Genomic DNA, 11,980 nt, shown 5'->3' on the forward strand with positions numbered 1-11,980 from the left:
ACCGCGATGGATCGATCGACCGAGGCCCGACGCATCCGACTGCTCACCGATCCGATTCGGCTGCGCATGCTCGGCGTCATCCGCGACAGCACCGACGGTCGCACCCACGTGGGTCGACTCGTGGACGAGGTCGGCGTGGCACAGCCCACCGTGAGCGGGCACATCAGCGCGCTCGTCTCCGACGGCGTCATCGAATGCTCGACCGAGGGCGGGCGCGTCTGGTGCTCGATCGCACCGTCCGCCAGCGGTCGGGTCGATGAACTGCTGCAGGCGGATGTCCCGGCGCACGCGCCCGACGAGGTGCTCGCGCGGGTGGCATCCGAGCTCGCCGACCGGTTCGAGGGCGTGTTCGCCCCCGAAACCGTCGGCCGATACGTGCGCGAGAGCCACGACCTGCTCGCCGCACGCGACGACGCGGTCGTCGATGTCGCACACGACCGCGGTCAGCGCGGCGATCTCGCACGCGGCCACAGCGTGCGCGACCTCGCCGCCCAGACTGCGCAGTGGGCAGCCGACCGGCTGGTCGCGGTCGCGACGGCCCGTTCCGAGCGAGCGGCCGATGCCCCCATCGAGGTGCTGTTCGTCTGCGTGCAGAACTCGGGGCGATCGCAGCTCGGCGCGGCGATCCTCAAGCACCTCGCCGGCGACCGCGTGCATGTGCGCAGCGCCGGCTCCCGGCCGGCGGGCGCCGTGCGCTCGACGATCATCGAGGCGCTCGACGAGATCGGTGCGCCGGTCGGCAGCGAGTTCCCGAAGCCTCTGACCGACGAGGTCGTCCGTGCAGCCGACCTCGTCATCACCATGGGTTGCGGCGACGCGTGCCCTGTGTACCCGGGTCGGCGCTACCTCGACTGGGAGCTCGACGATCCCGACGGCCAGTCACTCGCTCGTGTCCGCACCATCCGCGATGACGTCGAGCAGCGCGTGCGCGCGCTGCTCGACGAGCTCGGCATCCTCCGCGAACCGAGCTACGGCCTGGCGTAGCTCAGCCGACGTACCCGCGGAACGGGTCGGCCGCCTCGGCACGCCGCGCACGCGCCGCCTCGGCCGCCTGAACGTCGCGGTCGAGGTCGAGCAGCAGGTCGTGCACGCGAACCTCGCGCTCGGCCTCGTAGGTCTCGTCGACCTCGATCTGCGGCCACTCGCCCCACTCGCGCGCGAGGCGGGCGTCGATCGCGCCGGCCACTTCCTCCCACGCCTCCTCGCGTGCGCGCTCGGCAAGCGCGGCGAGGTACTCGGGATCGCTGCGGCGCTTCCAGAGCTCGGTCGAGACCGCGGCGTAGACCTTCTCGCGCCGCCTCAGGTTCGGGCCGTCGGCGCGACGGTAGTCGTGCTCGTGCGAGCTGCGACCCTCGCGTCGCGCCGCCGCCTCGCGCTCGTCGGCGGTGCGTTCGGCCACCTCTTCGGCCTCTTGCACGAGTTCGTAGAGCACCTCGCGGGCCGCGGCCGATGCCCGCTCGGGCTCGAACGGCTCGTCGCCGCGCAACGCGAGCATGATGAATCGGTTGCGCAGGGCCATGCGGCCGGCTGCCTCGGCGACCATCAGGCCTTCCGCAAGCATGTCGTCGAAGGTGGGCTGGGGCGCTTCGGGCAGCTCACTGCGGTCGAACGCACGGAATCGGCGCTTCGACCGCTTGCGCCAGAAGGCCATCGCGCTCGCCCTTCGACCACGGATCCGCCGCCCGTTCGGCGGCCGAATCGAGCTTATCGCGGGGTCGTGTGATCGAGCCGTGCCGCTAGGAACGCGGCCGTTCGTACGTGATGTGGGTCGCGAGCTCGTTGGCCAGCACGTCGACGGGCTTGAGCTTGAGGTCGTGGAGCCCGTCGAAGGGTCGCTCGCCCGCGCCGAGCGTGATCGGCGCGACGCTGAGGATGATGCGGTCGATGTGGCCGGCGGCGAGGTACTGGCGCACGGTGCTCGCGCCGCCCGCGATCGAGACCCGACCGTCGCCAGCGGCCGCTCTCGCCTGGGCGAGGGCGTCGTCGATTCCCGTCGTGATGAAGTGGAACGTGGTGCCGCCCGCCATCTCGACGGAGGGGCGCGGGTGGTGGGTGAGCACGAACACGGGCCCGTGGTACGGCGGCTCGTCCCCCCACCACCCCTTCCACTCGTCGTCGGGCCAGTCGCCGCGGATGGGCCCGAACATGTTGCGCCCCATGATGTAGGCGCGCGGCGCGAGGATCTGGTCGACGATGGCCTGGTTCGCCTCTGGCTGCTGGAACATCCAGTCGTGCAGCCGCTCACCACCCTCGCCGAGCGGGTCCTCGAGCGTCTGGTTCGGCCCGGCGACGAAGCCGTCGAGGGAGATGGACAGGTTCGCCGTGACGAGGCCGTCGTTGAACGTCATGGGCTGCACACTACGCCTGCCCTCCGACGTCGGCGAGTGATGTCGGAGGGCGGGGGTACCGTGCGCGCATGGGGCGAACACCGAGCGACGGATGCCGCTGCCGCGCGCTCGTCGACGGCGAGGGCCCGTGCGCGACACCCGTCGAGGCCGCGGCACCGCTCGGCCTGTGCCTCACGCACCTCCTCGAAGCTCACGACTGGGTCGACCGCGAGTTCGGGGTGACCGACGTGCTGCCCGGTCCGTGCCTGGCATGCGGATCTCGGCTCGGGGTGCGGTACCCGTCGGGCTGGCTCTGCGCGGTGTGCGAGTGGCGCGTGGGCGAGCTGCCCGACGGCCCGATCGCCGATGGCCGGGTCGACGTCATCTACTACCTGCGCTACGGCGATCGCATCAAGATCGGCACCTCGGCCAACCCTCGGCAGCGCGTCGCGAGCCTGCCGCATGACGAGGTGCTCGCCTTCGAGCGCGGCGGGCGGCTGCTCGAGCAACGCCGGCACGCCCAGTTCGCCGAGCATCGCATCGCCGGCACCGAGTGGTTCGAGTCGCACGAGGCCCTCGTCGCCCACGTGGCCGAGCTCAGCGAGGGTGTCGACGACCCGTGGGCGCAGTTCGATCGGTGGGTGAGCCGCCACCTCGCGCTGCACGGGTGATCGCCTCTCTGCCCCCGAGCGGGCTTCAGGCCTCGGGGTCGAACCACGCGAGCGACCCGTCGGCCGAGGCGTACTTCACGATGAGGCTGCAGTCCTTGCCGCCGAAGCCCTCGTCGATGAGCCGCTCGAACTGGTCGAGGGCGAGATGCGCGGCGGGCAGGTGCAACCCGGCGTGATCGCCTGCCGCGACCGCGAACGACAGGTCCTTCTCGGCGAGCACGGTCGAGAAGGTCGCATCGAAGTTGCGGTTCGCGGGACTCGTCGGCACGACGCCCGGCACCGGATACCAGGTGCGAAGCGGCCACGACTCCCCCGACGAGACCGACGCGACCTCGAAGAACGTCGCCGCATCGAGCCCGAGCTGCTCGGCGAGCTGCGACCCCTCGGCGAGGCCGACGAGCGACACGAACAGCATGAGGTTGTTCGCGAGCTTCGCCGCGATGCCCATGGTGGGGCCGCCGAGCTCGAAGACGTGTCCGGCCATCGGCTCGACGAGCGGCACCGCCCGTCGTACGGCATCGTCCTCGCCGCCGAGCATGAAGGTCAGGCTCCCGGCCTCGGCGCCGGCGATGCCGCCCGAGATGGGCGAGTCCACGAAGGCGAACCCACGAGCTGCGGATGTCTCGTGGCAGAACCTCGACGTCGCGACATCCACCGTCGACGTATCGAGCAGCAGCGCAGTGGCGGGCGCGGTGGCCCAGATGCCGGCCTCGCCGCCGTAGACCTCGCGCACGTGCTCGTTGCGCGGGAGCGACGTGAACACCGCGTCGGCGCCGTCGACCGCCTCGGCGACCGTGTCGACCACGTGCACGCCGCGCGCGGCCGCGGCCGCCCTCGCCTCGGGCACGGGATCGACGCCCCGCACGTCATGCCCCGCGGCGACGAGGTGCCCGGCCATCGGGGCGCCCATGTGCCCCAACCCGATCCATGCGATGGCAGCCATGACCCCTCCCGACCTCGTCGACGGTGCGGCCGCCGCACTCGGCCGCCGCCTCCACGATACGACGGGTGGGCCGGGCTCGGTGCAGGACATTCCCGCCGAGTGCACTCGACATGCCGGGCTCGGTGCGCGGACATTCCCGCCGAGTGTTTCCGTTCTCGCCGAGTGTTGCCGCTGGAAGTGGAACCCCCGGTCGAAACGGAAACACTCGGCGAAGATCGCTCGAGCCCGCGCACACCGCGCGTCGCGCGTACCGCGCGGCGCTCGGCGCGCGGCGCGCGTCAGAAGCGGATGACCTGGCGGATCGCCTGCCCCTCCGCGAGGGTGTCCATGGCCTCGTTGATGTCGTCGAGCGTGACGTACGACGAGATGAGCGCCTCGACGGGGAGGCGGCCCTGTCGCCACAGCTCGGCGTAGCGCGGGATGTCGCGCGAGGGCACCGCCGATCCGAGGTAGCTGCCCACGATCGTGCGCGCCTCGGCCGTGATCGCGAGCGGCGAGACGTTCGAGACAGCCGACGGGGATGGCAGGCCCACGGTCACGGTGCGCCCGCCCGGGGCGGTGAGCGCGAAGGCGGTCTCGAACGCCCGGGGATGCCCGGCCGCCTCGACCACGAGCGCGGCCCGCACCCCGGCCTCGGCGGCCTCGTCGGGCGTGTACACCGCGTCGGCGCCGAGCTCACCCGCCCGATGAAGCTTCGAACCCACCGCATCGACGCCGATGACCCGCCCGTACCCGAGTGAGACCGCCGTGATGAGCGCCGCCATGCCGACCCCGCCGAGTCCGACCACGATGATGTCGTCGCCCGGCTTCGCCGCGCCCGCGTTGGCGACCGCACCGCCGCCCGTGAGCACCGCGCAGCCGAGCACCGCCGCCACCTCGGGCGGAATGTCGGGCCCCACGACGACCGCCGAGCGGTGATCGACGACCGCGTGCGACGCGAACCCCGAGACGCCCAGGTGGTGGTGCACGCGATCGCCGTCGCGCGTCAGCCGGGTGCTCCCGTCGAAGAGCGTGCCGGCCGTGTTCGACGCGGTGCCCGGCACGCACGGCATGACGCCGCCGGTGCGGCATCCGTCGCACTCACCGCAACGCGGCAGGAACGCCATCACCACGCGGTCGCCGACCGAGAACCCCGCAGCGGATGCCCCGGCCCCGACCTCTTCGACGATGCCCGCGGCCTCGTGGCCGAGCAGCATCGGCACCGGGCGCGGACGGTTGCCGTCGACCACCGAGAGGTCGGAGTGGCAGATGCCGGCCGCCTCGATACGCACGAGCAGCTCATCAGGACCAGGGCCGTCGAGGTCGAGCTCGACGACCCCGATCGGCCGCGACTGCGCGAAGGGCCGGGCGCGCCCGACCTCTTCGAGCACCGCTCCGGTGATTCTCCTGGTCACGCTCGAAGCCCTCAGTGGGTCGGGAAGCCGAGGTCGATCTGCGACTCGCTCGGCTCGGGCCAGCGGGTCGTCACGACCTTGCGCCGCGTGTAGAATTTGAAGCTCTCGGGCCCGTACATGTGGGTGTCGCCGAAGAGCGAGTCTTTCCAGCCGCCGAACGAGAATGCGCCGACGGGCACGGGGATCGGCACGTTCACGCCGACCATGCCGACCTCGATGTCGAACTCGAAGCTGCGGGCGGTCTTGCCGTCGCGCGTGAACACGGCCACGCCGTTCGCGTAGCGGCTCGCGTTGATCAGCTCGACGGCCTCGTCGTAGGTGTCGACGCGCACGACCGACAGCACCGGGCCGAAGATCTCCTCGTCGTAGACCCGCATGCCGGGCTGCACCCGGTCGACGAGCGACGCGCCGATGAAGAACCCGTCGCCTTCGAATTCCTTCGACCGTCCGTCGACGACGACCGTGGCGCCCTCGTCGGCGGCCCCGTCGACGAACCCGGCGACACGCTCGCGCGCCTCGCGGGTGATCAGCGGGCCCATCTCCGAGGCGGGGTCGGTGCCGTCGCCGATGACGAGTCGCGACATCCGCTCGCTGATCTTCTCGATCAACGGATCGGCGACCTCGCCGACCGTGACGAGCACCGAGACGGCCATGCAGCGCTCGCCCGCCGAGCCGTAGGCGGCCGAAACGGCGGCGTCGGCTGCGGCGTCGAGGTCGGCGTCGGGCATGACGACCATGTGGTTCTTGGCTCCGCCGAGGGCCTGCACGCGCTTGCCCTGCTCGGCCGAGCGCGTGTAGATGTACTTCGCGATCGGCGTCGATCCGACGAACGAGACGGCCTTGATGACGGGGTGGTCGAGGATCGCGTCGACCGCGACCTTGTCGCCGTGCACGACGTTCAGGATGCCGTCGGGAAGCCCCGCCTCGCGGAACGCGTCGGCGAGCCACACCGCCGCCGAAGGGTCGCGCTCGGACGGCTTCAGGATGACCGCATTGCCTGCGGCGATCGCCGTCGTCACCATCCAGAGCGGCACCATTGCCGGGAAGTTGAACGGCGTGATGCACGCGACGACGCCGAGCGGCTGGCGCACCTGGTGCACGTCGATGCCGCGCGCGACCTGCTCGGAGTAGTCGCCCTTGAGGTGGTGCATGAGGCCCGCGCAGAACTCGACGTTCTCGAGCCCGCGGGCGACCTCGCCGAGGGCGTCGTCGACGGTCTTGCCGTGCTCGGCCGTGATCAGGCGGGCGAGTTCGGTGCTGCGCTGCTCGATGATCTCGCGCAGCTTGAACATGACGTGCGAGCGGCGCCCGAGTCCGGTGTTGCGCCAGGCGATCTGCGCAGCGGATGCCGCGGCCACGGCCTCGTCGATGCGTGCGGCGTCGGCGAGCACGACCTCGGCGGTCTGCTCACCCGTGGCCGGGTTGTACACGGGGCCGCGGCGCGCGTCGTCGTCGACGCGGGCGCCCGCGATCACGTGCGGGATGGTGGTCTTCACGGCGGTGAGGGTGTCGGTCATTTCTGTGGTTCCTTTCGAAGAATCGGCGGGTTGAGGAGGAGCGAAGCGACGTCTCGAAACCCGGAAGGCGGGCGGTTTCGAGACGCTCCTTCGTCGCTCCTCAACCCACGGCAGGTGCCGTCTCGTAGCCGGCGACCGCGCCGTCGGGGTGCACGAGCTTGGCGATGAGGCTGCAGTCCTTGCCGCCGAGGCCCTCGGCGATGAGCTGCTCGAACTGCTCGCGCGCGAGCTGCGCGGCCGGCAGGCTGAGCCCTGCGGCGTCGCCGGCGCCCAGCGCGAGCGCCACGTCCTTGAGCGCGAGAGTCGTGGCGAACGTCGCGTCGAAGTTGCGGTTCGCCGCGGACGACTCGACGATGCCGGGCACGGGGTACCACGTGCGCATCGCCCACGAGTCGGCCGACGAGACGCGCGCGATGTCCCAGAACGTCTGCGGGTCGATGCCGAGGCTCGATGCCAGCTGCGAGCCCTCGGCCGCGGCGACGAGCGAGATGAAGAGCATCATGTTGTTGGCGAGCTTCGCGGCGATGCCCTGGGTGGCGCCGCCGACGGCGAAGACGTTGCCGGCCATCGGGTCGACGAGTGACTTCGCCTCGGCGACGTCGGCCTCGGCGCCGCCGAGCATGAACGTCAGGGTGCCTGCGGCAGCCCCCGAGATGCCGCCCGAGACCGGCGCGTCGACGAACCGGAATCCTCGCTCGGCCGAGGCCTCGTGGCAGTACCGCGAGGTCTCGATGTCGACTGTCGAGCTGTCGAGCAGCAGCGCCGTCGCGGGCGCGTTCGCCCACACGCCGCCCTCGCCCTCGTAGACGGCCCGCACGTGCTCGCCCTTCGGCAGCATCGTGAACACCGCGTCGGCGCCGCGCACGGCGTCGGCGACCGAGGTCGCGATGCGCACCCCGTTCGCGGCGGCAGCCTCGTTCGCCCGGGCGTCGAGGTCGAACCCGACGACGTCGTGGCCCGCTCCGACCAGGTTCGCGGTCATCGGACCGCCCATGTTGCCCAAACCGATCCATGCGATCGCCGCCATCGTGTCCTCCTTGACATCGTGATGTTCGTGACGCGGCGCCCTCCCCCGACGGCTCCGCGCAGACTCACCATACGGTGATGATCAACGCACAGCCAAAGGCGCAAACCCTCGAATCTTGCACCCCGCCTGTGCATTCATGCACGATGGTCGGGTGATCTCAACGCGCGACCCGAACCCCGAATGGCTCATGACGTTCCTCGCGGTCGCCCGCCTCGGCCGCTACACCGCCGCCGCGCAGGTGCTCGGCGTGAACCACTCCACGGTCTCGCGACGCATCGCCGCGCTCGAGGCGGCGATGGGCGGGCATGTGCTCACCCGTGGCGCCGGCGGCTGGGAGACGACGGCGCTCGGCGCTCGGGCGATGGCGACCGCCGAGCGAATCGAGGCCGACCTGCGCTCGCTCGTCGAGGTCGACCAGCCCGGCCTCACCGGTCTCGTGCGCATCGCCGCGCCCGACGCGTTCACCGCGCTCTACGCCGTTCCGGCGCTCGCTCCACTGCAGGTGGCGAATCCCGGGCTCTCGTTCGAGCTGCTCAGCGCGACGCAGCGCGTGCGGCAGACCAGGTCGGGCGTCGACATCGAGGTGGCGGTAGGCCGCCCCGATGTGCGCAAGGCGCTCGCGACCCCGGTGTTCGAGTACGCTCTCGCGCTCTACGCGAGCGAGGCCTACCTCGCCGAGCAGGGCGAGCCGCGCACGATCGCCGAGATGCGCGGCCACCGGCTGAACTACTACATCGAGTCCGCCCTGCAGATCGACGAGCTCGACCTCGCCGTCGACGAGCTGCCCCCGATGCTGCCGAGCATGCGCTCGACGAACGTGTTCGCGCACCTCGCCGCAACCGTCGCGGGTGCGGGCATCGGACTGATGCCCGACTACGTCGCCGGCCTCGCCCCCAGGCTGCGCCGCATCCTCGCCGACGAGTACCACCACCCGATCGCGTACTGGGCGGTCACCCGTGAAGAGAGCCTGCGCAACCCGGCGGTCGCCGCGGCGTTCCGCGCGCTCGTCGAGCACGACGCGCAGGCGTTCGCTGTGGCGACGTCACCCGCCTGAACAGGCGCGGCCAGGCCGCTCTGCTCAGCTCGGCTCGACCCCGCCGAGCTCGGCCAGCCTGGCCAGCCCAGGTCGCGTGTGGGCATGCACGCGATCGAGCGTGGCGCGCAGCTCGGCGGATCCGGCACGCTCTGGCGGGATGCGCGCCGGGTTGAGGGCGACACGATCAGCCCAGGCCTTGATGTCGGGCTCGGATCCGAACGCCGCGGCGGCACGTGCGCCGAGGACGCTCATCCGCGCCCAGCCGGCCATGGAATCGGGCAACGGTGATGGCGGGCACAGCCGATTCTTCTCGTCGTCGTGGTCGCGGGTCGCCTCGACGTAGCCGATCAACGCTGCCCCGAAGCACGGGAAGCCGGCCCTGATCGGCTGGAGCGTGATCGCCTCCGGTCCCCAGACCGGCACGAGCGGCGGGTACCTCAATCCTTCCCCGGCGCAGTGCACCACGATCGCGTCGTCGGCGATCGCGATCGACCCGCCCGCGAGGTCGACCCGCCCTCGCTGCACCCGGTCGATGTGCCCGAGGCGTACGACATGCTCGATCGTGCGCAGAACCTCGAGCTCCCATTCGGCCAGGGTGGGCGTCTTCGCCATCGTCGGTACGACCGACGGGTCGATGCGCAGCATGATGCCGGCATCCTCCAGTCGGAGGAACAGGTCCTCCAGCGACGCCGCCTCCTCCGCCGCCTGCATCGTGTCGGCGACCATGCCGATGAAGACGACGGGATCGGGCTGGACCACAGCCCGGTTCAGCATCCACGGCTCACGTGGCCGCACCCAGCAGATCGCATCGGGGTCCACACCGTGCGCCAGCAGCCAGACGCACGTGTCGGTCGCGGTCTTGCCCGACCCGACGATCACGTACTGGCTGGGAGCCGCTTGCAACCGCGCAAGCTCGTTCACCGGGATCACCCGGGCGTCATCGGCGACGTCGAACGGCGGCGGCTTCTCGGCCGGGATGCGGGGCGACAGGTAATTGGCGTCGACGATCCGGCAGTGTTGGGGCACGGCGAACCACTCACCGGAGATGCGCGAGACGAAGGTGCGGTCACCCACGTACTCGCAGCTGCCGAAGAACTCGACCCCACCCGACTCCTGTAGCCGAGCCAGCAGCCGCTCGTAGTAGGCGCAGATCTCCGATCGCGTGGCCCGCTCCTGTAGGCCCGCCTCCGGTCCCTGCCGCTGCACGCGTCCGCGGCCGAGGAGTGTCGATGCGACGCCGTAGAAGGCGGAGGCCTGGTGCAGGCGAACGAACGGGTACGCCTCGAGCCAGTGCCCGCCGACGCCGTGGCGACGGTCGACCATCGCCACGCCGACATCGGCGTGGTCGATCAGGGTATCGGTGAACGCCATCCCCGTGGCGCCGGCCCCCACTACGAGATAATCGGCTTCGACCACTCGGGTCACGTGACCACTGAAGCATGTCGGCTCCGGCGCGTCTACGGTGCGCTTCGCCGCGCCGCCACCCCGAACACGCGGATGCCGCGGCACGACCGACTCCGAAGAACCGGCCGCCCGCGGCATCCGACGGGTGAATCCCGCTTACGCGCCGACCTTCTCCTCGGCGAGCTTCGCGCGGTCGGCCTCATCGATCGCACGGAGCGACGATCCGACGGTCTCACGCAGCGCCGCGACGGCGACGAGCGTGACACCCGCGGCGAGCGCGAGGTAGATCGCCACCGGCACCCAGCTGCCGTACGTCGACAGCAGCATGGTCGCGATGATCGGGGCGAGCGAGCCCGCGACGATCGACGTGACCTGGTAGCCGAGCGAGACGCCCGAGTAGCGCATGCGGGTCGGGAACATCTCGGCCATGATCGCCGGCTGGCTGGCGTACATGAGGGCGTGGATGACGAGACCCAGGATGAGCACGCCGACGATGAGCCAATCGTTCTGCGTGTCGAACAGCGGGAACGCCACGAAGCCCCACACGGCCGCGAGCACGGCACCGGCCGCGTAGACCGGCTTGCGGCCCAGCTTGTCGCTGAACCGGCCGACGACCGGGATGACGCAGAAGTGCACGACGTGGGCGAAGAGCACGAGCGTGAGGATCGTCGAGGTGTCCATGCCGAGGTGCGCCGACATGTACGTGATCGAGAAGGTCACGACGAGGTAGTACATGATGTTCTCGCCGAACCGCAGGCCCATGGCGGTGAAGACGCCGCGGGGGTAGCGCTTGAGCACCTCGATGACGCCGTAGTTCGTCTTCTTGGCGGCCTCGACCTCGGCCTGCGCCTCGAGGAAGATCGGGGCGTCGGTGACCTTCGTGCGGATGTAGTAGCCGACGGCCACGATCACGACCGAGAGCCAGAAGCCGACACGCCAGCCCCAGCTGAGGAACGCCTCTTCGGAGAGGGTCCACGAGAGCGTGAGGAGCACGACGGTCGCGAGCAGGTTGCCGGCGGGCACCGCGGCCTGCGGCCAGCTCGCCCAGAAACCGCGCTGCTTGTCGGGCGAGTGCTCGGCGACGAGCAGCACCGCGCCGCCCCATTCGCCGCCGACCGCGAAGCCCTGGAAGAAGCGCAGCACGATGAGCAGGATGGGCGCGGCGTAGCCGATGGCGTCGAAGGTGGGCAGGCAGCCCATGAGGAACGTCGTGACGCCGACCAGGATGATCGCGACCTGCAGCAGCTTCTTGCGGCCGTACTTGTCACCGAAGTGGCCGAAGACGATGCCGCCGAGCGGGCGCGCGACGAATCCGACGGCGTAGGTCAGGAACGCCTTGATGATGTTGTCGAGCGGGTTCTCGCTCGGCGGGAAGAAGATGACGTTGAAGACCAGGGTCGCCGCAGTGGCGTAGAGGAAGAACTCGTACCACTCGACGATGGTGCCTGCCATCGAGGCGCCAACGACCTTGCGTAGCCCGCTGGGGGCTGATGAACCTTTGGATCCGCTTGATGGGACCGAAACGCCGGCTGTCATGGGGAACTACCTCCTTGTAGTCTGCGCGCGAGTGATGGGGACCGCGCTCAGGTGATTCTGCCAGTCACGGAAGCGCTTGCAAGGACGCATCTCGCACACCCGATGTGCAGGAATGCACATTTGCG

Annotated in this window: 11 protein-coding genes; 3 read left to right on the forward strand and 8 right to left on the reverse strand. The window is 70.6% G+C overall.

The window, feature by feature from the left end:
• The first annotated feature begins 6 nt into the window (after nucleotides 1–6).
• Nucleotides 7–984 carry an arsenate reductase/protein-tyrosine-phosphatase family protein gene (locus LQ757_RS00525; protein WP_231045263.1) on the forward strand — a complete coding sequence of 326 codons (978 nt, stop codon included), beginning with the start codon at nucleotides 7–9 and terminating at the stop codon, nucleotides 982–984.
• 1 nt (nucleotide 985) lies between these two features.
• Here LQ757_RS00525 and LQ757_RS00530 read toward each other — a convergent pair whose 3' ends face one another.
• On the reverse strand, nucleotides 986–1,651 hold the full coding sequence (locus LQ757_RS00530) for an asparagine synthase (RefSeq protein ID WP_231045264.1): 666 nt from the start codon (nucleotides 1,649–1,651) through the stop codon (nucleotides 986–988).
• Between the two features lie 85 nt (nucleotides 1,652–1,736).
• Complete coding sequence (locus tag LQ757_RS00535; protein ID WP_231045265.1) at nucleotides 1,737–2,348, reverse strand: dihydrofolate reductase family protein; 612 nt, start codon at nucleotides 2,346–2,348, stop codon at nucleotides 1,737–1,739.
• Between the two features lie 68 nt (nucleotides 2,349–2,416).
• On the opposite strand from LQ757_RS00535, the gene LQ757_RS00540 reads away from it, so the two are divergent.
• Complete coding sequence (locus tag LQ757_RS00540) at nucleotides 2,417–2,998, forward strand: GIY-YIG nuclease family protein (RefSeq protein ID WP_231045266.1); 582 nt, start codon at nucleotides 2,417–2,419, stop codon at nucleotides 2,996–2,998.
• A gap of 25 nt (nucleotides 2,999–3,023) precedes the next feature.
• Here LQ757_RS00540 and LQ757_RS00545 read toward each other — a convergent pair whose 3' ends face one another.
• The 4 genes from LQ757_RS00545 to mmsB all read right to left on the reverse strand — a co-directional run bounded on the left by LQ757_RS00545 (nucleotide 3,024) and on the right by mmsB (nucleotide 7,879).
• Complete coding sequence (locus LQ757_RS00545; RefSeq protein WP_231045267.1) at nucleotides 3,024–3,941, reverse strand: NAD(P)-dependent oxidoreductase; 918 nt, start codon at nucleotides 3,939–3,941, stop codon at nucleotides 3,024–3,026.
• Between the two features lie 278 nt (nucleotides 3,942–4,219).
• Nucleotides 4,220–5,335 carry an alcohol dehydrogenase catalytic domain-containing protein gene (locus tag LQ757_RS00550; RefSeq protein ID WP_231045268.1) on the reverse strand — a complete coding sequence of 372 codons (1,116 nt, stop codon included), beginning with the start codon at nucleotides 5,333–5,335 and terminating at the stop codon, nucleotides 4,220–4,222.
• A gap of 11 nt (nucleotides 5,336–5,346) precedes the next feature.
• Complete coding sequence (locus LQ757_RS00555; protein ID WP_231045269.1) at nucleotides 5,347–6,852, reverse strand: CoA-acylating methylmalonate-semialdehyde dehydrogenase; 1,506 nt, start codon at nucleotides 6,850–6,852, stop codon at nucleotides 5,347–5,349.
• A 100-nt stretch (nucleotides 6,853–6,952) separates the two neighbouring features.
• Nucleotides 6,953–7,879, reverse strand: a complete 927-nt coding sequence (gene mmsB, locus LQ757_RS00560; protein ID WP_231045270.1) for a 3-hydroxyisobutyrate dehydrogenase — start codon at nucleotides 7,877–7,879, stop codon at nucleotides 6,953–6,955.
• A 151-nt stretch (nucleotides 7,880–8,030) separates the two neighbouring features.
• On the opposite strand from mmsB, the gene LQ757_RS00565 reads away from it, so the two are divergent.
• On the forward strand, nucleotides 8,031–8,933 hold the full coding sequence (locus tag LQ757_RS00565; protein ID WP_308195524.1) for a LysR family transcriptional regulator: 903 nt from the start codon (nucleotides 8,031–8,033) through the stop codon (nucleotides 8,931–8,933).
• Between the two features lie 24 nt (nucleotides 8,934–8,957).
• Here LQ757_RS00565 and LQ757_RS00570 read toward each other — a convergent pair whose 3' ends face one another.
• Nucleotides 8,958–10,340 (reverse strand): pyridine nucleotide-disulfide oxidoreductase, encoded by a 1,383-nt coding sequence (locus LQ757_RS00570; RefSeq protein ID WP_231045271.1) that lies wholly within the window; start codon nucleotides 10,338–10,340, stop codon nucleotides 8,958–8,960.
• Nucleotides 10,341–10,475: 135 nt separating this feature from the next.
• Complete coding sequence (locus LQ757_RS00575; protein ID WP_231045272.1) at nucleotides 10,476–11,855, reverse strand: MFS transporter; 1,380 nt, start codon at nucleotides 11,853–11,855, stop codon at nucleotides 10,476–10,478.
• Nucleotides 11,856–11,980 lie beyond the last annotated feature (125 nt).

The sequence above is a fragment of the Agromyces cavernae genome (assembly GCF_021044935.1).
Classification (GTDB): Bacteria; Actinomycetota; Actinomycetes; order Actinomycetales; family Microbacteriaceae; genus Agromyces; species Agromyces cavernae.